Raw genomic sequence first — 21,618 nt, forward strand, 5'->3', positions numbered from 1 at the left:
CCCAGTGTTCGTCAACGTCCGCCAAATTTCCGGTTGCCGCTTTGCGTCTAGTCAATTCCCGCCGACACTCTTTGGCCCATGGCTTTCCAGGTCGAGGTTCCCGATTCAGAAAGCAGGCCGCAATGACCGACGGAGTTGTCAGGGACATATCCCCGCAGGACGTCGCGTTCTGGCGGTCCGGCGCAAGCAAGTTGCTGACGCAACTTCAGAGCCGATCCAGAGGCCTCACCGAGAGCGAGGCCGCCGCTAGGCTACGTACAGTGGGCCCCAATCGTTTCAGCGCATCCGGGCGTCATGGCATCTTCCACAAACTTGCACACCGCGTGCTCAATCCACTCGTCCTGATCCTCATCGTCGCAGCAGCCGTATCCGGGCTCGGCGGAGACATCGGCAGTTTCGTCGTCATCGTCGCGGTGATCTCGTTGTCGCTGACGCTCGACATCGTTCAGGAGCATCGTGCCGAACTGGCAGCGGAAGCACTGCGCCAATCCGTCGCCATACAAGCAGACGTGCTGCGCGACGGTACGTGCGTGACCGTCCCGGTCGCAATGATCGTGCCCGGCGACGTCGTCATGCTGCGGATGGGTGACCTCATTCCTGCGGACGGCGTGGTGCTCGACCAAAAGGGGCTTCAACTCGACGAATCCCTGCTGACCGGCGAGGCCTTCCCGGTATCTAAATCAACCCTCCCCTGCACTGCCACCAGTCCGTCAGAGGCGCACAACGCACTCTTCGCAGGAACGTCCGTCGTCGCAGGCCAAGGATCGATGCTGGTGGCGGAGACCGGCAACCGCACCCGCTTCGGTGCCATCGCCTCCTCCGTCGAAACGGATGCCGCTCCGACGGCTCTCGAAGAGGGTGTGCGACGACTCGGGCTGCTGATCGTGAGGCTGACGATCTTCTTGACGCTATTCGTGCTGCTGGCTCACCTCGCCTCAGGACGGCCGGCGCTTCCATCCTTCCTGTTCGCCGTTGCCCTAGCGGTCGGGCTCACGCCGGAGTTGCTGCCCATGATTATGACCGTGACCCTGGCCAAGGGCGCGCAACGCATGGCGGCCAGACAGGTCATCGTCAAACGCCTCTCCGCGATTCACGATCTCGGCGCTCTGGATGTCCTCTGCGTCGACAAGACCGGCACGCTCACCGAGGCAAAAATAGCGCTTATCGAACCGATCGATTGCGATGCCGGGCGGTCGGAGCGCGTGCTGCAACTGGCGGTCGTGAACAGCAGGTTTCAATCCGGGATGCGGAGCCCGTTAGACGTCGCCATCCTTCAGTCCACGCCCAGCACGGGGTCGGATCAGTGGGCGCTGAACGGCGAAATCCCATTCGATTTCAGCCGGCGCTGCCTGTCCGTCGCCGCGACCCTCGACGACAGGACGTTTCTGCTGACCAAAGGAGCGCCGGAGGCCATTATTACCAAATCAATCGCCGTCGAAATCGACGGGCTCGCACGCCCGCTCGACGAGGCATGGCGCGAGAAGCTGGATGCGATCCAACAGCGCTACCAAGACGGCGGCTTTCGCCTGCTTGGCGTCGCTATCCGGGAGCTGGCGCCACTCATCCCGCCCAGATTGGAGGACGAGACCGATCTTACCTTCGTCGGGTTCTGCGTCTTCGCCGACCCCGTCAAACCCGACGCGGCATCAGCCGTAGCGGAACTCGCAGCACTTGGCGTCAAACTGAAAATCATCTCCGGCGACCAACCGGGCGTCGTGCAGCACGTGGCTGCACAGGTCGGCATTCCGGCAGACCGCGTCATCGTCGGCACTGAGATCGACGGACTCGCGGATGCCGCTCTTGCCGAGCGGGTAAGGACCGTCGACCTGTTCGCCCGCGTCGATCCGAGCCAGAAACGGCGCATCATTGAGGCTCTGCGCCGCGACAAACATATCGTCGGCTTCCTGGGCGATGGGGTGAACGATGCACCCGCAATCCATGCGGCCCATGTGGGGCTTTCGGTCCAGGGGGCAACCGAAACCGCGCGGGCGGCGGCCGACATCATTCTCCTCGCCACGAGCTTGAACGTGCTCTCGGCGGGCGTTCGCGAAGGCCGCAGAACGCTCGCGAACATCCTGAAATACGTGCGGATGGGCACCAGTTCGAATTTCGGCAATATGCTCTCGATGGCGCTGGCTTCCGTGGTGCTGCCTTTCCTACCACTGCTCCCGCTGCAGATCCTCTTGAACAATCTCCTTTACGACCTTTCGGAGATCGGCATTCCTTTCGACGACGTCGAGCCTGACGACATCGCTCGGCCGCGCGCCTGGGACATGAAGTCGATCCTCCACTTCACCATCGTGATGGGAGCGATCTCCTCATTGTTCGACGTCGCGACCTTCGTAATTCTACTAAAAGGCTTCGGCGCCGACGAAGCGGCCTTCCGCACCGGCTGGTTCCTGGAATCAATCGTGACGCAGATCCTGGTTATATTCATCATCAGGTCCTCACGCGCGCCTTGGCGGGCGATCCGGCCGCACCCCGCGCTGATTATCACCTCCATCGGCGCGCTCCTTGGCGCCCTATCGCTCGTTTTCGGGCCATTCCGCGCGTGGTTCGGCTTCATACCGGTGCCTTGGCAAGCCACCGCAGCCATCGTCTGCTTGACGGTCGGTTATCTCGTCGCAGCTCAAGCCGTCAAACGATGGGCTATCCAAGGGAAGACAAGCAGCATCTAGAGCGCTTTGGCGATAGTCGCCTTCGAATTGCGGAAGATCAAAGCATCGTCCTGATCGGTAAGTCATAATACTCTTCTCTAACCTGGAGCACGATCATGAAGCGCAATGTCGGACGTCTCGATCAGTTCATTCGCATCTTCATCGGCATGGCGCTCGTCGCCTACATTTCAAGGGATGGAACGCTCATGCCGAACTGGCCACTCGCTGGGCTGGTGGGGGTCGCCCTCCTGGTCACCGCGGCCTTCTCCTATTGCCCTCTCTACGACGCACTCAACGTCTGTTCGCGGGACCAATCAGATCGCACTGTCTGATATGAGAATGCAGGAACGTGGCTTCGCGACCAAACAAGCCTATGAATCCCGCACGTCGGCCGCATTGGCCGCATGAATGAATGCGGCCAATAGTTCGGTGCGGCCAATGAGACCGACGACGCTCGAGCCGCACATGACTGGCACCTGCGCGACGTGGTGACGGTCCATGAGCGCAACAACGTCATCCACGGTCGCGTTCGCGTCGATGCACACGGGCACCCTGCTCATGATCTCGCCGACCGTGCGGGCAGTCATGCGACGCGTGGCCGGCGTGTCCTCTTCGAACCCAGGCGGTCGCTCTACCCAGTTACCGGGCGGTGGTAAGATGTCCAGTTCCGCCCGATGAAGAAAGTCTCCCTCGGACACTACACCGATAACGGCGCGATCGGAATCGACCACCGGGATGATCCTCTGGTTGGTCTCCAGCAAAATATTGGCGGCCTCCAGAACCGGCTTCGTCGGAGCGATGACCGCAAAGGAGCTGCGCATAATATCCGCGACGTTCATGACGGCTTCCCTTCCATTTCGAGAGACGATCTTTCGATCGCTAACCCATCCACTGTCCGCCGTTGATGGAAAGCGTCGAGCCGGTGATGAAGCTTGCGTCGTCAGAACCAAGGAAAAGGACGCCGCGTGCGATATCCGCCGCCGTCCCGAGCCTCCCGACCGGGATCTTTGATAGAATGTCCTTCGTCAAAACGTCGTCTGACACAATCTCGAGCATGTCCGTGTCAATATATCCTGGGCATATCGCGTTGACGGTGATCCCCATGTGGGCGGACTCAAGGGCCAATGCGCGCGTGAATCCCAGCAATCCGGCCTTCGCAGCAGAATAGTTGGTTTGTCCATACTGCCCCTTCTGACCATTGATCGATGAGACATTGACGATGCGCCCGAACTTGCGGGCACGCATTCCTTCGATAACGACGCGGCACATATTGAAGGCGCCGCCGAGGTCCGCGTCGATTACTTCCTGCCACTTCTCGCGATCCATCTTATGCAGCGCTGCGTCCCGCACGATACCTGCATTGTTCACAAGAACATCGACGGGACCGACCGCCGCTTCAACCTCCTTGATGCCTTCCGAACAGGCTTCGAAATCACCGACGTTCCATCGATACGGCGTCAGACCGGTCTTGTTGCGGAAGGCCTCCGCCGCCGCTCGGTCGGCGACATAGGTCGGCACGACTTTGTAGCCCGCTTGCAGGAACGCCAAGGACACGGCAGCTCCGATGCCCCGCGTACCGCCAGAGATCAACGCTACTCTTGCCATCGTCACCTCCCTATCGAGACGAGAAAGACAATCGGTAGCCCGCTCGCTCGTGTTGCTTCTTGCGTTAGATCAAAACGGCCCGCTGCGAACTGCTGTTTGCTGAGACATCGTACAAGCGCATCTGCCAAGGGTCAGGAGCACGGTCATGAATAGCATTCTTACGAGTATTCCAACCGAACGCGGATTCCGGGGGCTCATCGACGCAGCGGCCTCGCTGGCCACGACGTTCGATACGCGGCTCGACGCCGTTGCCATCGGCTATGAAACGACGAGCATAGGTCTGGCGGTCGAAGGCGGTACCGCCGTGGCTGCTATCTACGAAATTGAGCGCGAACGCGCCCAAGCGAGGGCCGAGGGCGCGCTGTCGATTGTCGTGGCGGAGGCACAACGGAGGTCTTTTCAGTGCAAGTGCATTCCGATGACGGCGACACCGTTCGAAGCCGCCTCTACAATCGGCGCGCTTGCGCGGCTCTACGATCTGACGATCGTGCTTCAGCCTGAGGTGGAGGTCGAGTCGTACGACAACACGCTACCGCAGGAGATCCTCTTCGAGGCGGGCGGCCCGGTCCTTTTCGTACCCTACACTTTCAGGGGCCCGCTCAAGATGTCCAACATCGGAATCGCCTGGGACGGCAGCCGCCTGGCGGCGCGCGCCGTACGAGACGCAATGCCGTTCCTGAAGAATGCCGAAAATATCACCCTGATCACCGTGAACGATACGACGCATCCCGAAACATCGGCCCAGGCGCTCCAGGCGCGCCTGATCCACCAGGGATTGCGAGTGACCGTCAGCCGCAGCTTCGCCGCGCCGGCTGACATCCAGCCGATGCTGCTATCGATCGCTGCGGACACCGGTCTCGATCTTATTGTGATGGGCGGTTATGGCCATTCGCGGCTGAAGGAACGCATCCTCGGAGGCGTGACCCGCGGAATGCTGGAGTCGATGACGGTCCCAACTTTGATGTCGCACTGACACCGAGGCCGTCGGAAACACCCGGAACATCGCATCGTCGCGAGGGAAAGAGAATCATGCGTCCATCCATCTTCGCGCGCTCAACAATCGTCGTGCTCGCTCTCATCATCATGGAATCGTCCCCAGCTTCCGCGGCCAGCGTCGAACAAGGCAAACGCCTCGCGATCGTGTATTGCATGAAGTGCCATGCGATCGACAAGGTCAGCCCAAGCCCACTGCGGATCGCGCCCCCCTTCCGGACGCTTCATGAACGATACCCGATCGAGACGCTCCAGGAAGCATTGGCCGAGGGGATCGTGACGGGTCATCCGAGCATGCCGGAATTCAGGTTCGACCCGGATCAAATCAACGATTTCCTCACATTCCTAAAATCACTCGAGTGAATTCAGAGCGAAATTTGCGCAAAGTCAAAGGCAAGAGGCGACACAACGCCGTATCCTGCAATCAACAGACAAGGAGAACTCAGATGCGCGCACATCAGATCATGACACGCAACGTCCTTACCGTCTCACCCGTCACGTCGGTCGAGACCGCAGCCAACACGATGCTCGAACACCACATCAGTGGGCTTCCGGTGCTGAACATGTCCGGAGAACTCGTCGGCATAGTATCCGAGCGCGACTTCCTTCGCCGCGCCGAGATCGGCACGCAGCGCAAGCGACCTCGCTGGCTTCAGTTCTTCATGAGCCCCGGCGCCCTCGCGGATGATTTCGTCCGCGAGCGGGGGCGCTCGGTGTCCGATGTTATGACGCCGGATCCGGTGACAGTCAGCGAAGACGAAACGCTGGATGACATTGTGGCCTTGATGGAAAAGAAAAACGTCAAGCGTCTTCCCGTCACGCGCGGGCGCCAATTGGTTGGAATTATCACCCGCGCCAACTTAATGCGGGCTGTCGCGAGCATGGCCCGCGACGTCCCGGATCCCACGGCCGACGACGATCACATGCGGGAACGGATCATCCGAACGATCGAAGCTCAGGACTGGCGCCCGATCGGTCTACAGGTCACCGTCCGCCGTGGCATCGCTCATCTGCACGGATTGATCGTGGACGATCGCGCGCGGGAGGCTGCACTCGTCGCAGCCCGGAATGTCGCCGGCGTCAAGGAAGTCCACGATCACCTCTGTTTCGTGGACACTTGGTCCGGATTCTATCTGGAATCCGCCGAGGACAGGAAGGCGACGGGCTGACGCCGTCGGGAGAGTGTAGATGGCTTGGATTCTACGTATTCTCTCGATAGCGGCGGCGGCGATCACTTCGCTTTTCGTAGCCAGAGACGCCCTGAATTTCAGCATCATCCAAACGCTGGTGACCATCACGCTGATCGTCGGTTTCGCCATCGCTGCCGTTGGGTGGAGCATGAGGCGCGACATATAGGCTTGCTATCGCATTCGTTGGTTCAAGATCGTTTTCACTGCCGCGCGGCATCGCGTTATCAATTGCGATGACCGGAAACCTGCATCGGAGGCCATCATGACCCACTTTCACGTCCGTTTTCTAAAGAAGATCTGCAACGACACAGGCCACGAATGCGTGACCTGCCAGGGTGAGTTTCTCGTCGAGAACACATCGGCAGGTCTGGCGCTCGAAGAAGCCGAAGCCGCCTTCTGCGAATTACGTAAGACGGATCGCTGGGATATGTTTGCGGACACCGCGGAAATCCGGATCACAGGTGGGCGCGAGGGCTTCGCACCCCGCCTGGCCGGAGTAGGTCATCCGAAGTCGCAGGCAGTCTGACGGCGCCCTCGTTAGCCCCGCCGAAATCGAGGTGTCCTCTGCTCGCCCCCGGTGACAGGCGTCGCGACTACGTAACAATACCTAGGGGAAACATCCAAATATCCGAGCGACGCGAGCCGGCGCACAGTCTGACCGACAAAATCAGACACAGAGGAGCCGTCCATGCTGAGCCAGACGACACACGCAGCCATACTCCCCTTGTTGCCTTACGAGGTCTTGTCCCAACCGCAGCAGGTACGTCGACTGCATCTCGGCGCGACCAGATGCTACGCGCGCAACGCCGAGATCTTCGGGGAAGACGAGCCCGCGACGCACATCTATCGCGTCGTCTCCGGCGCGATCCGGACCTATCGGATCCTGCACGACGGACGCCGGCAGATCACCGCTTTCTACCTGCCGGGGGATCTGTTCGGCTTCGAGGCCGGCAGCAACCACCTCAATTCCGCTGAAGCTATCTGCGAAAGTCAGATATCTGCGATCAGCTTAAATACCGCCTCGCGCCCGATGGCAGGGTCGCCCGATCCGACCAGCGATCTTTGGTCGATGGTCAAGGAAGAGCTCCGCCGCATGCAGGATCACATGGTCCTGCTGGTCCGTAGCGCCGAAGAAAGGGTTGCCCACTTCCTGCTTGAGATGTCGCGCCGGAGCGGCAATCTAGCCACAGTGAACCTGCAAATGTCGCGTCAGGACATCGCCGACTACCTTGGCATCACAATAGAGACCGTGTCGCGAACCCTAACCCACTTCGAGCAGGCCGGCCTCATCTCGCTGCGCACGTCGAGGCAAATAAATCTATGCAAGCGTGCAGCCCTCGCGCGCCTCAATGCGTAAAAGGGTTAGCGGGGACCTCGGCGGCCAGCGGTGCATTCGGTGCTGGCCCACGAAGTGCTCGCAAAGCATTCGTAATGGCGGCGACGTCGATGACCTCTTGCAAGAGGGCACCTTGGACTGGGGCCAAGTATCCAAAAGCAGCCGCGATCATCCCAATGAGGGACAGGCCTGTCCCCAACAGAACGCTCTGATAGGCAATCGCTCTAGATCGCTTCGCGATGTCGATCGCCACCGAGACGCGATCGAGACGATCGACAAGAAGCACGACGTCCGCCGCCTCCGACGAGGCGGCGGCGCCTCTCGCGCCCAGGGCGACACCTATGTCCGCAGCCGCAAGAGCTGGCGCGTCGTTGATCCCGTCGCCGACCATCATGACACGTCCGCCCTTGCGCTCGGCGCGGACGATCTCCGTCTTCTGGTCCGGGCTCAGCTCGGCATGGACCGCATCGAAACTCAATCCCGTCACTGTCGCCTCGGCGATATCCCTCCGGTCTCCCGTCGCGAGGACCATGCGCTGGACTCCCTTGCGTCTAAGATCATCCAGGAGGCCCGACATGCCGCGGCGGATCCGGTCTCCGAGAACGATCTCGCCGACCGCCTGACCGTCCAGCCCAACCACCACCACCAGCGATCCGGCGTCCGGAGGGGGAGCGCTCATCCGGGAGATGCCGGAGATCGTATTCCGCGAGACAAAGCCCGAGCCTCCGACCACGACGCGCCTGCCATCAACTCGCCCGATGATGCCGTCCCCCGGTGTCTCGACCACCTCTGCGGGCAAGGATAACTTCAACCCGCGCCGGCGCGCCTCTTCGACGATGGTGCCGGCGACGACATGTTTCGACGCCTGATCGAGCGATGCCGCGAGACGCAATACCTCTAGGTCGGAAACTCCATTGGCATGAATCGCAAGGACGTTCGGACGCCCGTCGGTGAGAGTTCCGGTCTTGTCCAAAACCAATCGCTGGATTCTAGCTAGACCTTCAATGGCGCTTCCCCCCTTGATCAGGATGCCATGCCGGGCCGCGCGCGACAGTCCCGCGATGAATGCGATCGGGACGGCGAGGATCAACGGACACGGTGTCGCCACGACAAGAACGGCGACGACGCGAATGACGTCACCGCTGACATACCAGGCAAGACCGGCGATGCCGGCTGTCAGCAACAGGAATGCCAACGCGAAGCGGTCGGCGAGCCTCGACATCGGCGCTTTCGATTGCTGCGCGGCCTCGACCAGGCGGACGATTCCGGCGAAGGTGCTCTCAGCGGCCGGACGCGAAGCCACCATGGTGAAGGCGTCACCTGCATTGTAGACGCCGCTCGACACGCTTTCCCCTGCGCTTCGCCGCACCGGCATCGCTTCGCCGGTCAGTGCGGATTCGTCGAGAATGGCCACTCCGTCCGTTACGGTCCCGTCGGTCGGCACCGGATCACCTTGACGTATCAGCAGATGATCGCCAGACGCGAGCGCGTCGACGGCGACCTCCTCTAGACGATCGTCGTGCAGTCGCACCGCGACCAGCGGTACACGGGACAATAGCGCCGTCATTTCGCGCCGCGCACTGCGGTCGGCGTAGGCTTCGAGGAACTGCCCGCCCGCATACATGAGTGCTACGACCACCGCGGCAAGCTGCTCGCCGGTGACCAAGGCGGCGATCATCGAAAACGCTGCCACGATGTCAAGCCCGAACTCGCCGCGTCGCAGGCCCATCACGATCTGTGCCAAGAGAGCGATCAGGACCGGAATCGTGCTCACTGTCCAGGCGGTTGCGCGCCACGCCGACAGCCCTATCCAAGGCGAGACGAGTCCCACACAAAGCCCTAACGCCGTGGCTCCAATGAGCGCGCCGCGCATCTGGAAGATCGGGTTCTTCAAAAGACGTCCTCCGGCAAGGTCCGCCCCGCCTCCATAGGCAGCATCATCCGCTCAAATCGGCCAATGTCGGTTGATGCGGATCAATACGCGCGCCACGGACCCGACCCATGATGGACTGCAGGCGGCACGCATAATGTTGTCGGATCAACCGCAATCCGGTCGTCGGGGACCGCAGGCTCATCGGAATCCTGTCGCGTCGGGACCTACTCCGTGCCGCCGTCGATCTGGCCGATGCGGCTTCTGTTTGAAGACGCGAACGTGAAAGGAAGATATCCGATGTTGGACGCACAAGATATCGAGCTTATCGACCGCTACTGGCGGGCCGCGAATTATCTTTCCGTGGGATAGATCTATCTGCTCGACAATGTGCTTCTTCGAGAGCCGTTGCGCGCCGATCATATCAAGCCGAGATTGCTTGGACATTGGGGGACCACGCCGGGTCTGAATTTCATCAACGCACATCTGAACAGGACCATCCGCGAGCGCGATCTTGACATGATCTACGTCTGCGGTCCGAGTCACGGCGGCCCCGGCATGGTCGCCAACACCTATCTCGAAGGCAGCTACAGCGAAGTCTATCCAGAGATCACGCGGGATGCCGACGGACTGCAAAAGCTTTTCCGGCAGTTTTCTTTTCCCGGAGGCATTCCGAGTCATGCTGCTCCGGAGACACCCGGCTCCATACACGAAGGCGGAGAACTCGGGTACGCACTGGCGCACGCGTTCGGCGCCGCATTCGACAATCCCGATCTAATCGTCGCATGCGTCGTCGGAGACGGTGAAGCGGAGACGGGCCCGCTGGCGGCACATCTTTGCCCGGCGCCTCCGTGACCGGACCGGCCGCCGAAAAAGCTCACCACGGGAAAATGCATCGGCGCGGCTGATCGACCCTCGGCTTACGGCCGCCGTCGCGCAATGTTACAAGCTAAGCGGCAACATCGCATCGCGCGGCCAGTTTGCTCGGAGGAGTTTACAGGGCGCACAACGCCGCCAGGTAGCTTCGAGCTTCATGTCAAGGATATGGCGATGTGGGGAGCCGCCGGGCAACCCTGTCCGAACTGATAGAATCACCGCAGACGTAAGGGATTACAGATTGCTGATGAGCTTGCCGGTCGCGGGCTTTCGCTCCGTGGCCATTAGAACAAAAGTCATAAAACCGGAATGATGCTGAAAACGCAGCTACCCATCGCGCTGTTTTATAGCTTCGACCAAACAAACCGCAATGGCAATCGCTCCACTTCCATAGTGAAGGTTATGTTTTTCGATTCATCCATCTGGCGTCGCGCTCTATGTTGGCCGCCACCAAAGGCGCTTGCTCGGCTGCGATGGGCGGAGAGAAGACGTAGCCCTGCACGAAATCGCAATCGAACGCGGCGAGCAAGTCCACCTCCGCCGCCATTTCGGCTCCTTCGGCGACGACACTCATTCCCAGCCCATGCGATAGAGCGATCATCCCACCGAGCAGCTTACGTTTCTCCGGCACGGTTGCAATGCCGTCCACGAATGTCCGATCAATCTTCAGACAATTGAATGGAAGACGCGTCAAATAGCCCAGCGAAGAATAGCCGGAGCCGAAATCATCAAGCGCCAGCTGGACGCCTAATTTCGATAAGGCTGCAAGCGTGTTACTGACTTTCTGCTTGGTACGATCGACAAACAAATTTTCAGTCAGTTCCAGGCAGAGCAGTTCTGAAGGAAGGCCGGTCTCTGCGAGCACAGTTGAAACTACCGCCTCAAAATCCCCACTCCAGATTTGAGCCGGAGAAACGTTCACCGAAATGGATCGTGGCGGCAATCCGACATCTAGCCAACTGCGCATTTGCTTGCAGGCGTTGCGTAGCACCCAATGGCCGAGATCAACAATGAGACCAGTGCTTTCCGCAATGGGAATGAACTCTGAAGGCGAAATCGCCCCCCGCTCCGGATGATTCCAGCGCAGCAGCGCTTCGAAACCACTTACGCGGCCGGTCTTCAAATCAACTTGTGGCTGGTAATGTGCTTCGAGGCCCCCAGTCTCTACGGCGTGGCGCAGGCGTCGGCCGAGGTCTAGCCTTTGATCAGCCGCCTGAGCGTAAATCGGCTCAAAAAGCTGCGCTCGGCCGCGTCCAGCCTCTTTGGCCATGTAAAGCGCAAGGTCTGCGTTGCGAGAAGCTTTCTCCGCCGTTGCCCCATGTTCTGGCAAGACAGCAATGCCGATGGTGGCGCCAATGCAGGCCTCGCCTTCGGCGAGTTCGACGGGGACCGATAACTTAGCGATAAGCCGATTTGCAAGGATGAGCAGCGCTTTGGCAGACGTGGAGGGCTCGTCCGTCAGCACGGCAAATTCGTCGCCGCCGATCCGGGCAACGAAAGCTTGCGGACCCAGCTCTTGTCTCAGGACATTCGCCACGTGGATCAGCAAGCTGTCGCCAGCGGAATGACCGAGGGAATCGTTGATCTCTTTAAATCGATCAAGGTCTATTAGTAACAGAGCGTCGTGTCCGTTTTCCGAGATCGGCTTCTCGAAAAGACCGGCGAGTTTACGCATAAAGAGAGCGCGATTGGCAAGTCCTGTCAAAGGATCGGTATAAGCAAGCAGCTCGAGCTTGCGCTCAGCTTCTTTGCGATCGGTGACATCTTGAGCAGTGCCAACTATGCCGACAATCTTTCCGTGAATAATCTCCGCTTTGCATATGACGGCCAGATCGCGCGTCGTGCCGTCAGCGTGCACAATTCGTATGTTTGTGGCTTCCGTCTTGCTGCTGCGAAGAATGCGCTTCTGCATGTTCAGAAGACGATCGGCATCGTTCTCTAGAAAATAAGGCCTGGTACTCTCATCGGTTGGTTCAAAGGTGGCAGGGTCCAGGCCAAGCATTTGATAGAGTTCAAGCGACCATACCGTTCGGCCGGTGTCCAGTCGGTGATTCCAGGTTCCTATTTTGCCCAGCCGATGAGCATCTTCCAGAGCGTGGGTTCGCTGGTCGAGCAATGCGCGGGCTGTTCTGAGCTGTGTGATATCGCTCGCCGTGCCGCGATAGCCTAGGAATGTCCCGTCATCGGCGAAGATCGGCTTGCCGCTCGTGCAAATACTGATCCGCGAGCCATCATTCCCAATCGATGTGTAGACAAAGTCACGGAAAGGGCGCTGGGCTTCCATGTCCGCCCTGTGCAAGGCCATGGAGCCTTCTTCTTCGGGTGCATAAGATAGCTCCCAGCGCGCCTTTCCGCCGGAAGCTACATTTTGCAAGGCTGCATTTCCATCAAGTGACTTAGGATAGGGAAGCAGTCGATGGTCGGGTCCAGTCTCCCAACACCAGTCCGAAGCGGTACTGACGAAATCCGCGAGCCGCTGTTCGCTCTCTGCCAAAAGTCGTAGGGCAGAAGTTTCCGGGGTTACGTCCCGGACAACACCGAACACCCGCTGAACCTGGCCGTTCGGGGCGAACTCTGGTTCGCCATGCACTACGCAATCAAGCCGAGTGCCATCGGATCTGAGAAATTTCGTCTGTATCGCAAATGGCTGACCCTCCGCCCAACATGCTGAGTAATGGGCCGCTAAAACATCGCGGCTTTCGGGTAGGTAACGTTCTCGCATTGGAGCAATCGGAGCGGAGCCATCGGGAATTTGGAAGTCGTAGAGGGAAGCGAATTCTGCTGATTCCCAGAAATTCGTCGCAGTGGCGCTGTGCGACTCCCAATACCATACGCGAGCCATCCTCATCGCGCGATGCAGCGACCGCTCCTCATGCCAGCGCCTCCGCGCTTCTGGTGCGGGAGGCTGCCCCAATGACAATCTACGAACGGCCATCTTCCCCACCAAGACGAACGCGCACAATAATACAGCTAGCTTGGTAGCATGCAGCCTTAAACGATTTGAGCGGATGACGCGTCGGTAGGGGCGCGCCCTGCATCTTGGTATAATTTGGGTAAACAGCAGCTGAGAACGTCAAACTGGTTTCGGCGCCCCCTTCCAACCAAACAGGTGTGGCGCCGGTACGCGCGAACGAATATATTCCGCAATGAAGGTTTTGCGACTCTCAGAGAGCTAGGTGTCCGTTTATCCCGGACGTCTCACGACAAGGCTTCTCGCCGTTTGCGCATCGGATGACATGCTTTCGACGAGGAGGGTACCCATAGCTGCGCCAGATCCTATTGGTGCAGCGCCCCTGGCCGAGGGTTGAGCCCGCCGCACCCACGGCGGGCTCGTCATCAAGCGTCTCGACCGCAATCGAGATGAATGTCCCTAACTACGTCATGGCTCGACGTTAGCCCAAAAGCCGACCGCCAATTTGGGCTCTTCCAAAATGGGAAGCCGCGCCGCCGGCGCTCCGCTCAGAGGGGGAGGATCATCCTCCTCATCGAGGTCTCTCAAGGCACTCAGGATGCGTCCCACCGGGATAGCAGTGGACGAACCGGGAAGCTGTCTCAGCCACGGGCTATTCTCGACGGCAAATGCGTCGGACGCCCATGCCGCCAGCACGCAGCGCTTTTCAAGGCTTGAGAGGACCGGGTCGGAGAGCACCTCTGACGGGTCACTGTAGGTCGCTGCCAGAATCGAGTTTGCATGAATGTCGAAGAGTGTCTGGTTCGATTTCATGGTCGCCTCCTTTACTCCTTTCTGTTTAAGACGGCGATGAGCGATGTAGAGCGGTCGGCCGGCAGGTCAAGAACATCGCCCTGGCAGAAGCCCAAAAAAATTTGCGACGCCCTCTTGAAACTTTCTCGCAGTTTTTTTTATTTTAGTGACGCTGGACGCCAGAAGTTGGGTCCAGCGTGAGGCGGACGCCGGGAGTGTCCGGCGCCTGCTCATACCCATCTTGCTCATTGGAGGATTTGGCTATGAAGACTTATGACTTTGCTCCGCTTTGGCGCTCAAGCATTGGCTTCGACCGCCTGTTTGATCTTGTGGATGCCGCACAACGCGCCAACGAGGACAGTTTTCCCCCATACAATATCGAGCGTGTCGGTGACGACCGATACCTCATCTCCCTGGCTCTGGCGGGTTTTTCGCCGGACGAGATCAGCTTGACGGCAGAGCAGAACGTTCTGACGGTCGAGGGCCGCAAGGGCGAACAGAAGCGTGACTTCCTGTTCCAGGGCATTTCTGGTCGCGCGTTCAAGCGGCAGTTTAACCTCGCTGACCACGTCCAGGTGACCAGCGCGACTTTCGAGAACGGCCTTCTGCAGATCAATCTGATCCGGGAGATTCCCGAGGCCATGAAGCCGCGTAAGATCGAAATCAACGGCGCTTCCCGTTCTAACGTCGAGCAACTTGAAGCCAGAGCGGCCTGACGCCTTTTCGATCGCTTTATGCAATGGGTCCGCAATGGCTCCGGCCGTCGCGGACCCGCGTGACATTTGGCATCGCGCTGATCACTCGCGAATCGTCAGGAGGCAGGGATGACCCACTTCGCACTTCCAGCCTTGGCCGCTGGAGAAGGCCTTACGTATTATCTCACCGCTATCAAGCAGTTTCCGCTCCTCAAGCCTGAAGAAGAGCTCACCTACGCCAGGCGCTTACGCGAAGACGGCGACAGGGACGCTGCCTATCATCTTGTGACAAGCCATCTCCGTCTGGTCGCCAAACTGGCGATGCGCTATCGCGGCTATGGGCTGCCTATCGCCGACGTCATTTCGGAAGGCAACATCGGCCTAATGCAAGCCGTGAAGCGATTTGATCCGGCCAAAGGTTTCAAGCTTGCGACCTACGCCACCTGGTGGATCAAGGCGACGATCCAAGATTACATCCTGCGGTCCTGGTCGATCGTCCACATCAGCGCCACGTCCACCCAAAAGCGGCTGTTCTTCAACCTGCGTCGCTTGAAGAGCAAGATCGCAGCTCTTGAAGACGCCGATATGCAGCCCGACCATGTCGCAACGATTGCGCATCGCTTGAACGTGCCCGAGAGCGAGGTGATCGATATGAATCGCCGGTTCCTCGGCGACATGTCGCTCAATGCGACTTCACGAGAGGACGACGAAGAGGGAGCTGAGTGGCAGGAGCGCTTGGCCGATCCCACGTCTAATTTTGAAGAAGATGTCGCGGAACGCAGTGAGCTCAACTGGCGGCGGCAGATCCTCAGGCAAGCACTCGACCAACTGAAACCGAGGGAGCAGCGAATTATCGAAGCACGATGGCTAGCGGACACCCCGCTTACACTTGACGAACTGGCCTCAGAACTAAGCGTGTCACGCGAGCGTGTGCGGCAAATAGAAGTCAGAGCGCTCGAAAAGGCCCGAACATATGCAGCATCGCTCTTGAGTGTTGACGCGAAGTGAACGTCGATGTGCGCAGGCTCATCACACTCCACATGTTCATGCCAATCAATCACAACCAATGAGAGGGAGCACGGCGCGAGTTATTGCACCATCAGCATGAAATCCGTCTCTCCTACGATGCGGATGGTCGCGCCATTGGCGATCATGTGTTCCGCCTTGCGGTGTTTCGAACTCTTTTCCTGACCTTTTGTGAGCCGCAGATCCTGATCTCCGACTACGAGGATGGTCGTTTTCTTGGTCACGCTGTCGGCGACGTCGCAGCCCGCCGAGGCGGCGTCGCTGGCGGCTTGCTGTCGCGCGATCTGAAGAGCGCCCGTGAAAACAACCGTCTCGCCTGCAAACGGCCCATCAGACAGGCCGGACTGAGCAACCTTTTTACCTGCATAAGCAGGCGCCTGAATGCGACGCGGAGATGTATCGACCGTCGACGCGTAACCTATGTCATCAACCCATCGATGCAGCGGTGTTCCGCTGGCCTCTATCGCGAGCAACATCAACATTCCAGATGCTCGTGCGTCATCGACGGCCTGATGATGCGTAAACTCGATCCCGAACGATTTGGTTAGGTTCGCAAGACCGTAGCCGCCGTTCCCTCGAAACCGATCCCAAGTCCGTTTCGCGGCTTGGCAGGAATCCACCCAGGTGCACGGTAGCCCGCCCGTCCCGTATCGCCCCGCAGCGCGCGCAAGCGCTGTGCGATCGAAAGGGCTGTGGTGGACTATCACTGCGTTCTCAAGCGCGGCGGCGATGACCGGAATGACCCGCGCCATATTCGGCTTTCCAGAGACCTTTTCGGGTGTAATCCCGTGGATTCTGATGTTGGCCGGGTCGAAGGCGTCCTCGGGATCGACCAAAATGTCGAGAGACTTGAAGACCGCTCCGTCTTTGAAGTGGACAAGCCCGACCGAGCAGATACTGCCGAAATCGGCATTTGCCGTCTCAACATCCAATGCGATGAAATCCTTGACCATCCCCGAGCTCCCCAGCTTGCCTGGATCATTGCCCAAGGGCTGGATGAGGACAACGGTCTTTAGCCTGAAAAGCCTTACGATGGCTTCCGCAGGGCAGGTATAGAGAGGTGGAATCAGGCTGTTTCCCAGCACGGGTATTTGGGCAGAGTTATCTGTGATATACTCCCGTTGGGAAACGGAGACTGCGCCGAATGCTACATCGAGCAGTTCAATACGACGTGCAGGAGGTCCAGCCGGGGCTTTGGCGCTGGAACATTTATCTAGGCAATCGCTCGGTACAAGGGCCGGTCAAGTTTCGCTCGCGTGAGCTAGCTGTGGAAGCATGCCACGGCGAGATCAATGACGGCATTGAACGGACGCGCCGGCAGGCAGCTCGCCGGTAGTCACTCGCTACCCTATTTAGGTTTTTATTCGATAATGAAACTTATGCGAATCGGAATGATTTGAGAGTAGCTCACCCTTCTTGCTCTAGAGAGCGGCAGTCCCGCGGAGCGTGCGGCGTGCTGGAGACGAACTCGCCGAAGACACGCACGCGCTTCGGCTTCCTTGTCTCCGCCCTGTGTGAGAAGCCGAGGCGTTTCGTCGCTGGGAAGCCTGACTGCTGGAAGCACCCATTCAGGCTTCTGACGACCAGGAGTTGGCTTCTACAGAAGGGGTGCTCGGGTGAAACGGCAGATGGCGGCTTCAATCTAAACCCGGGCCGCGCTCGTGAGGGTCGAGGACGGCAGCTCGCCGAAAGTTTGTCTGTACTCTCGCGCGAAGTGTCCGAGGCTCTGAAAGCCGCAACTGAGGGCGACGCCTACGACCGTCGTGCCGGGGCCATTCTTCAGGAGCCGCTCCCGGGCCCGGTCTAAACGTATGCGCTTCCGAAAGGCTTGAGGAGTGCAACCGTGAACCGCGCGGAAGTGTCTGAACACGCTTCTTGCGCTCACTCCGCTAACGTTCGCCATGGTCTCGACGTCTAACGGTTCATACCAATTTTCGAAAATGTAATCCTCTAGGCGCTTCAATTGCGCGTTGGACGCGCTACGAACTTCTCGGGTCAGACGGAGAAGTTGCTCGTGGTCGTGAGCGTACAGGAAGCGGACCATAATGTAATCCTCGATCTCCACGAAACCGAGTTTAGGGGCGGCGGCGATTGCGTTCGCTTCGAGTTCGACAGCAAGAAACTCGACAGCGCGGCGCATGCTTGCCATGGCCATTGGCCTGGCGCCATCGCCTGCAGACCAATCCAGCGAACGTTGCCGGCCATCCCCGAGAAGGGCATCAAGTTTGCTGCCCAGCTTTTGCAGATCGAGCCACATAACCAACTGCTTGGTGCCCGCGCCATATTCATATCGGACGTCCATACGGGGAGGTATAAGTCCCGACCATTCGTCGGACGTCAGCTCTTGAACATGCCCGCCACTGTGAATGCGGACCTCTCCTGACAGGCAGATATGCTGTCGGACGAATGACGCTTCGGGAAAACTCAGCGAGACGTAGGAAGCATAGTCGCAATAGGACAGCGAGATGCCTCCCACCTGTACGAAGCTTGCTCTGACGTTAAAAGCGTCGTTCTTTCGGACCTCGAAAGTTCTAGCACCATAGGTACCAATTAATGTTGCCCGAGCCGCGCAAGGGTCAGCGGTATCGAGCACCTGGAAAGCTTGAAGCGGGGTGCAGTGCATCTAAATCCGGCGTCCAAAATGAATTCATGAAATTCTCCGGGCATGTAACCTACATTTAGAGCGGCAGCCTTGATCCTGATCAACATGGACAGGGAACGAAATAGTCATGCGTCGGCGCGCAAACGTAATGGCGGCCTCTGTCGTAGTCCAATGATTTAGCAGGCAAAATCAGGCAAGCCCCGCGGGCTGACCGGTAACATGATATTCATCATGCATTCGACAAACTGTGACTTGGGTCCTTGGACATAAAAGCAGTCCTGTCCCTTATCGCATTCAGCGGCGGCGAATGCGATACGGGGACGATGCCCCCTCCTCTAGGCCTTTCGCGGGCACCTTCCCTCAACCCAAGGCGGCTTGGCGGTTCTTGAACAATGGCACTGCAGGGACTTACGGCGCGTTAGATAGAATCATGTTGTACACAACTACGAGAAGTTAGCTGCATGTTGCTCAGCAAGCCGATGCGGGAGCCGTGCTTGAAGTGTCTGGGAATCCCATGCTTACGGTTCGAACTGACAAAAAGAGAGAAGCGTGGCGCTGCAAAATTGCAATGTTCGCTGGTGTCAGCAAACGATTACCGGTGAACGGCTGCGAAATCGAGGGCGTAGTCCATTCGATCAAACAAGAAAACGGCGATCCACCCTCTTGGATCGTGTCCATCCGTACCGCCGCCGTTCCGGCAATTGGCCGTGAGAATCATCAAGCTCGCAGATCCGCAATTCCTAGAGATTGGCTTCGGTTGGGAGAAAACTGACGAACGACTGATCCAGTCGTCAGTAGTCGAAGCGTCAAGCTCAACTTCTATTTCATCACATTTATGCAAAAGGACTTTTGAGATGTTCAACAGCCGACAAACCGCGAGGGACCTGGCAAAATCTATCGCTACGGATATGTTGACCGCCAACGTCATGCTCGCGGATGCTGACCTAAACATCACTTACGTCAACGAAGCCGTGGTGGCGCTCCTGAAAGAAGCTCAAACGGATATTCAAAAGGACCTACCAAGATTTAATGTCGCCGACTTGGTCGGCTCCAATATAGATACCTTTCACAAGAATCCTGTCCATCAGCGACACATGCTCGCAAATCTGAACAAGGTTCATCGTGCGACGATCCGGGTTGGCGGTCGGGCGTTTGACCTCATCGCAACACCGCTGAAGGACAAAAAGGGCAAGCGTCTGGGAACCGCGGTCGAGTGGAATGATGCGGGCCTCCGTCTGCAGAACCTTGAGTACGCTGCCAAAGTCGTGGCAATAGGCAGGTCACAGGCCGTCATCGAATTTGCGATGGATGGATCCATTTTGACTGCCAATGATAACTTCCTAAGCGCGTTAGGCTACTCACTGTCCGAGGTCGTAGGGAAGCATCACAGCATGTTTGTCGAACCGGCAATGCGCGCCAGTGCAGCGTACGGCGAATTCTGGGCCAGCTTGAACCGCGGGGACTACCAGGCGGCCGAGTACAAGCGCATCGGCAAGGGTGGAAAGGAAGTCTGGATCCTCGCCTCCTACAATCCAATTCTCGATCAAAATGGCAAGCCATTCAAGGTGGTTAAGTTCGCGACCGACGTCACCGGCGACAAACTGAGGACCGCCGATCTTGCCGGGCAGATCACCGCGATCGGAAAGTCTCAGGCGGTAATCGAATTCAACATGGATGGCACCGTCCTGACTGCGAACGACAACTTCTTACACGCGCTGGGATACTCACTCGCGGAGATCAAGGGACATCACCACCGCATGTTTGTCGACCCCACCGATCGGGACTCGGTCGCTTATCGGGAATTTTGGGCCAGCTTAAACAGGGGAGAGTATCAGGTCGCCGAATATAAGCGCATCGGAAAAGGCGGCAAAGAGGTTTGGATTCAGGCGTCCTATAATCCGATCCTCGATCTCAACGGTCGACCGTTTAAGGTCGTCAAGTACGCAACTGACACGACGGATCAGGTGATCGCCCGCATGAAGAGTGAACGCGTACGCTCTATGATGGATTCGGTCGCTGCAGGGGCAGAAGAGCTCAACGCTTCCGTGCGCGAAATTTCAGAAGCGATGGTCAAGTCAAGGAATACCGCGACGTCTGCCGTTGAAAAGGTCGAGGTTGCCGACGGCCAGGCGCAACGCCTTAGCTCTGCGGCTATCGCGATGAGTGGCATCGTTGAACTGATCGGAAACATCACCGGCCAGATCAATCTGCTCGCTCTTAACGCAACTATCGAGTCTGCGCGCGCCGGAGAGGCGGGACGCGGCTTCGCCGTTGTGGCCTCTGAGGTCAAAAACCTCGCAAATCAAGCGAAGCAGGCAACCGATAAGATCACTACCGAAATCGATAGCTTGAACGAAATTTCGGCCGATGTGGTAACTGCACTCGTCTCCATCAAGCAGGAGATTCAGAACGTCAGCGAATACGTTACGGCGACTGCGGCGGCGGTCGAAGAGCAAAGTACCGTGACTTCTGAAATGTCATCGAGCATGCAGCGCGCTGCAGCAGAGGCAGCCTAGCCCATGAGTCAGCTGGGTGCCGAACTTTGAATCGTGCCCTCCTCTAAAGATTCAGAAACTTGCTAAGTTCGACGGATCCATCCGCAGTTAAGACTGATGGTACGACGTCGGCCTGGGCGGACGTGTGGATCTCGTACAGAGGTTGGTACCCGGCTGGCATTGCGATTAAACGAAGAACGCAATCGTAAAGCGTCGACTCCGCGATCGTGTAGGGCTTAGCGCCATCACGCGAGCTGACTTTCTGACCATTGAGCGTAGGCCATTTTTTAAGTGTGGCGCGGGCTTGAAAGCTTATTGAGCTTTTCATTGAATCCATTACACCGCTTTGGCAGCGTTCAAATCAGAATGGCTTATCTCGAAAATGGGCGAGGACGAATAGCCGGATCGCCGACGACATATTTGAACACTCGCGGCTCGCTTCGATCTGCGCAACAAGCTCGGTGATAGTGGTCCCTCGCTCATCGGCGATCTCTCTCAATCCATCCCAGAAGGCCTGTTCTAGGGTCGCGCTTGTTCTTATCCCACGCGCGACAGTACCGCGCTTCACTA

20 protein-coding genes and 1 pseudogene are annotated in these 21,618 nt (G+C 58.4%); 13 read left to right on the forward strand and 8 right to left on the reverse strand.

All coding sequences use genetic code 11. The features are described 5' to 3' along the window. Nucleotides 1-122 precede the first annotated feature (122 nt). A complete protein-coding gene (gene mgtA / locus CHC01_RS18070; protein ID WP_089265577.1) occupies nucleotides 123-2,678 on the forward strand; it encodes a magnesium-translocating P-type ATPase in 2,556 nt (851 codons plus the stop codon). A gap of 95 nt (nucleotides 2,679-2,773) precedes the next feature. Further along, complete coding sequence (locus tag CHC01_RS18075; RefSeq protein WP_089265578.1) at nucleotides 2,774-2,989, forward strand: YgaP family membrane protein; 216 nt, start codon at nucleotides 2,774-2,776, stop codon at nucleotides 2,987-2,989. A gap of 39 nt (nucleotides 2,990-3,028) precedes the next feature. On the opposite strand, the gene CHC01_RS18080 is transcribed toward CHC01_RS18075, so the two are convergent. After that, nucleotides 3,029-3,496 carry a CBS domain-containing protein gene (locus CHC01_RS18080; protein WP_089265579.1) on the reverse strand — a complete coding sequence of 156 codons (468 nt, stop codon included), beginning with the start codon at nucleotides 3,494-3,496 and terminating at the stop codon, nucleotides 3,029-3,031. A 40-nt stretch (nucleotides 3,497-3,536) separates the two neighbouring features. Continuing rightward, nucleotides 3,537-4,262, reverse strand: a complete 726-nt coding sequence (gene phbB, locus CHC01_RS18085) for an acetoacetyl-CoA reductase (RefSeq protein ID WP_089265580.1) — start codon at nucleotides 4,260-4,262, stop codon at nucleotides 3,537-3,539. 145 nt (nucleotides 4,263-4,407) lie between these two features. Here phbB and CHC01_RS18090 point away from each other — a divergent pair, with 145 nt between their 5' ends. The 6 genes from CHC01_RS18090 to CHC01_RS18110 all read left to right on the forward strand — a co-directional run bounded on the left by CHC01_RS18090 (nucleotide 4,408) and on the right by CHC01_RS18110 (nucleotide 7,802). Then, the gene (locus CHC01_RS18090) at nucleotides 4,408-5,235 is read left to right on the forward strand and encodes a universal stress protein (RefSeq protein WP_089265581.1); all 828 of its coding nucleotides are present in this window, start codon (nucleotides 4,408-4,410) and stop codon (nucleotides 5,233-5,235) included. Between the two features lie 110 nt (nucleotides 5,236-5,345). After that, the gene (locus CHC01_RS18095; RefSeq protein ID WP_089265741.1) at nucleotides 5,346-5,618 is read left to right on the forward strand and encodes a c-type cytochrome; all 273 of its coding nucleotides are present in this window, start codon (nucleotides 5,346-5,348) and stop codon (nucleotides 5,616-5,618) included. 83 nt (nucleotides 5,619-5,701) lie between these two features. Then, nucleotides 5,702-6,424, forward strand: a complete 723-nt coding sequence (locus CHC01_RS18100) for a CBS domain-containing protein (RefSeq protein ID WP_089265582.1) — start codon at nucleotides 5,702-5,704, stop codon at nucleotides 6,422-6,424. 19 nt (nucleotides 6,425-6,443) lie between these two features. After that, complete coding sequence (locus CHC01_RS32635) at nucleotides 6,444-6,611, forward strand: hypothetical protein (protein ID WP_176454624.1); 168 nt, start codon at nucleotides 6,444-6,446, stop codon at nucleotides 6,609-6,611. A gap of 96 nt (nucleotides 6,612-6,707) precedes the next feature. Continuing rightward, nucleotides 6,708-6,971, forward strand: coding sequence for a hypothetical protein (locus CHC01_RS18105; protein ID WP_089265583.1), 264 nt, complete (start codon nucleotides 6,708-6,710; stop codon nucleotides 6,969-6,971). Between the two features lie 162 nt (nucleotides 6,972-7,133). Beyond that, nucleotides 7,134-7,802, forward strand: a complete 669-nt coding sequence (locus CHC01_RS18110) for a helix-turn-helix domain-containing protein (RefSeq protein ID WP_089265584.1) — start codon at nucleotides 7,134-7,136, stop codon at nucleotides 7,800-7,802. Here CHC01_RS18110 and CHC01_RS18115 read toward each other — a convergent pair. Beyond that, nucleotides 7,792-9,654, reverse strand: a complete 1,863-nt coding sequence (locus CHC01_RS18115; RefSeq protein WP_089265742.1) for a heavy metal translocating P-type ATPase — start codon at nucleotides 9,652-9,654, stop codon at nucleotides 7,792-7,794. The two genes, CHC01_RS18110 and CHC01_RS18115, sit on opposite strands and share 11 nt — an antisense overlap. Nucleotides 9,655-9,818: 164 nt before the next feature. Between CHC01_RS18115 and CHC01_RS33515 the strand changes: the two genes are divergently transcribed. Both CHC01_RS33515 and CHC01_RS18120 read left to right on the forward strand, forming a co-directional pair. Beyond that, the gene (locus CHC01_RS33515; RefSeq protein ID WP_141137124.1) at nucleotides 9,819-9,923 is read left to right on the forward strand and encodes a CBS domain-containing protein; all 105 of its coding nucleotides are present in this window, start codon (nucleotides 9,819-9,821) and stop codon (nucleotides 9,921-9,923) included. Between the two features lie 28 nt (nucleotides 9,924-9,951). Continuing rightward, nucleotides 9,952-10,482: pseudogene (locus CHC01_RS18120) on the forward strand (phosphoketolase family protein); the annotation flags it as partial. 445 nt (nucleotides 10,483-10,927) lie between these two features. Here CHC01_RS18120 and CHC01_RS18125 read toward each other — a convergent pair. Both CHC01_RS18125 and CHC01_RS18130 read right to left on the reverse strand, forming a co-directional pair. Further along, complete coding sequence (locus CHC01_RS18125; protein ID WP_244558394.1) at nucleotides 10,928-13,117, reverse strand: sensor domain-containing protein; 2,190 nt, start codon at nucleotides 13,115-13,117, stop codon at nucleotides 10,928-10,930. Between the two features lie 789 nt (nucleotides 13,118-13,906). After that, nucleotides 13,907-14,251: a hypothetical protein gene (locus CHC01_RS18130; protein ID WP_089265586.1), complete on the reverse strand. Its 345-nt coding sequence runs from the start codon at nucleotides 14,249-14,251 to the stop codon at nucleotides 13,907-13,909. 242 nt (nucleotides 14,252-14,493) lie between these two features. Between CHC01_RS18130 and CHC01_RS18135 the strand changes: the two genes are divergently transcribed. Then, nucleotides 14,494-14,946 carry an Hsp20 family protein gene (locus CHC01_RS18135; protein WP_089265587.1) on the forward strand — a complete coding sequence of 151 codons (453 nt, stop codon included), beginning with the start codon at nucleotides 14,494-14,496 and terminating at the stop codon, nucleotides 14,944-14,946. 108 nt (nucleotides 14,947-15,054) lie between these two features. Continuing rightward, nucleotides 15,055-15,933, forward strand: coding sequence for an RNA polymerase sigma factor RpoH (gene rpoH, locus CHC01_RS18140; protein WP_089265588.1), 879 nt, complete (start codon nucleotides 15,055-15,057; stop codon nucleotides 15,931-15,933). An 80-nt stretch (nucleotides 15,934-16,013) separates the two neighbouring features. Here the strand turns inward: rpoH and CHC01_RS18145 are convergent, their stop codons facing one another. Both CHC01_RS18145 and CHC01_RS18150 read right to left on the reverse strand, forming a co-directional pair. Continuing rightward, on the reverse strand, nucleotides 16,014-16,904 hold the full coding sequence (locus tag CHC01_RS18145; RefSeq protein ID WP_141137118.1) for an exonuclease domain-containing protein: 891 nt from the start codon (nucleotides 16,902-16,904) through the stop codon (nucleotides 16,014-16,016). Between the two features lie 689 nt (nucleotides 16,905-17,593). Further along, nucleotides 17,594-18,574 (reverse strand): AraC family transcriptional regulator, encoded by a 981-nt coding sequence (locus CHC01_RS18150; protein ID WP_089265590.1) that lies wholly within the window; start codon nucleotides 18,572-18,574, stop codon nucleotides 17,594-17,596. A gap of 887 nt (nucleotides 18,575-19,461) precedes the next feature. Here CHC01_RS18150 and CHC01_RS18155 point away from each other — a divergent pair. Next, on the forward strand, nucleotides 19,462-21,069 hold the full coding sequence (locus tag CHC01_RS18155) for a methyl-accepting chemotaxis protein (RefSeq protein ID WP_502695671.1): 1,608 nt from the start codon (nucleotides 19,462-19,464) through the stop codon (nucleotides 21,067-21,069). A gap of 340 nt (nucleotides 21,070-21,409) precedes the next feature. Here the strand turns inward: CHC01_RS18155 and CHC01_RS18165 are convergent, their stop codons facing one another. Then, complete coding sequence (locus CHC01_RS18165) at nucleotides 21,410-21,616, reverse strand: ribbon-helix-helix domain-containing protein (protein WP_244558395.1); 207 nt, start codon at nucleotides 21,614-21,616, stop codon at nucleotides 21,410-21,412. Nucleotides 21,617-21,618 lie beyond the last annotated feature (2 nt).

The organism is Tardiphaga sp. OK246 (genome assembly GCF_900188215.1).
Lineage (GTDB): Bacteria > Pseudomonadota > Alphaproteobacteria > Rhizobiales > Xanthobacteraceae > Tardiphaga > Tardiphaga robiniae.

What these genes read in the sequence shown, in the direction of transcription:
- mgtA (WP_089265577.1), top strand. Translation starts at nt 123, where the DNA reads ATGACCGACGGAGTTGTCAGGGACATATCCCCGCAGGACGTCGCGTTC.
- CHC01_RS18075 (WP_089265578.1), top strand. Translation starts at nt 2,774, where the DNA reads ATGAAGCGCAATGTCGGACGTCTCGATCAGTTCATTCGCATCTTCATC.
- CHC01_RS18080 (WP_089265579.1), bottom strand. Translation starts at nt 3,496, where the DNA reads ATGAACGTCGCGGATATTATGCGCAGCTCCTTTGCGGTCATCGCTCCG.
- phbB (WP_089265580.1), bottom strand. Translation starts at nt 4,262, where the DNA reads ATGGCAAGAGTAGCGTTGATCTCTGGCGGTACGCGGGGCATCGGAGCT.
- CHC01_RS18090 (WP_089265581.1), top strand. Translation starts at nt 4,408, where the DNA reads ATGAATAGCATTCTTACGAGTATTCCAACCGAACGCGGATTCCGGGGG.
- CHC01_RS18095 (WP_089265741.1), top strand. Translation starts at nt 5,346, where the DNA reads ATGGAATCGTCCCCAGCTTCCGCGGCCAGCGTCGAACAAGGCAAACGC.
- CHC01_RS18100 (WP_089265582.1), top strand. Translation starts at nt 5,702, where the DNA reads ATGCGCGCACATCAGATCATGACACGCAACGTCCTTACCGTCTCACCC.
- CHC01_RS32635 (WP_176454624.1), top strand. Translation starts at nt 6,444, where the DNA reads ATGGCTTGGATTCTACGTATTCTCTCGATAGCGGCGGCGGCGATCACT.
- CHC01_RS18105 (WP_089265583.1), top strand. Translation starts at nt 6,708, where the DNA reads ATGACCCACTTTCACGTCCGTTTTCTAAAGAAGATCTGCAACGACACA.
- CHC01_RS18110 (WP_089265584.1), top strand. Translation starts at nt 7,134, where the DNA reads ATGCTGAGCCAGACGACACACGCAGCCATACTCCCCTTGTTGCCTTAC.
- CHC01_RS18115 (WP_089265742.1), bottom strand. Translation starts at nt 9,654, where the DNA reads ATGCGCGGCGCGCTCATTGGAGCCACGGCGTTAGGGCTTTGTGTGGGA.
- CHC01_RS18130 (WP_089265586.1), bottom strand. Translation starts at nt 14,251, where the DNA reads ATGAAATCGAACCAGACACTCTTCGACATTCATGCAAACTCGATTCTG.
- CHC01_RS18135 (WP_089265587.1), top strand. Translation starts at nt 14,494, where the DNA reads ATGAAGACTTATGACTTTGCTCCGCTTTGGCGCTCAAGCATTGGCTTC.
- rpoH (WP_089265588.1), top strand. Translation starts at nt 15,055, where the DNA reads ATGACCCACTTCGCACTTCCAGCCTTGGCCGCTGGAGAAGGCCTTACG.
- CHC01_RS18145 (WP_141137118.1), bottom strand. Translation starts at nt 16,904, where the DNA reads ATGGTCAAGGATTTCATCGCATTGGATGTTGAGACGGCAAATGCCGAT.
- CHC01_RS18150 (WP_089265590.1), bottom strand. Translation starts at nt 18,574, where the DNA reads ATGCACTGCACCCCGCTTCAAGCTTTCCAGGTGCTCGATACCGCTGAC.
- CHC01_RS18155 (WP_502695671.1), top strand. Translation starts at nt 19,462, where the DNA reads ATGTTGACCGCCAACGTCATGCTCGCGGATGCTGACCTAAACATCACT.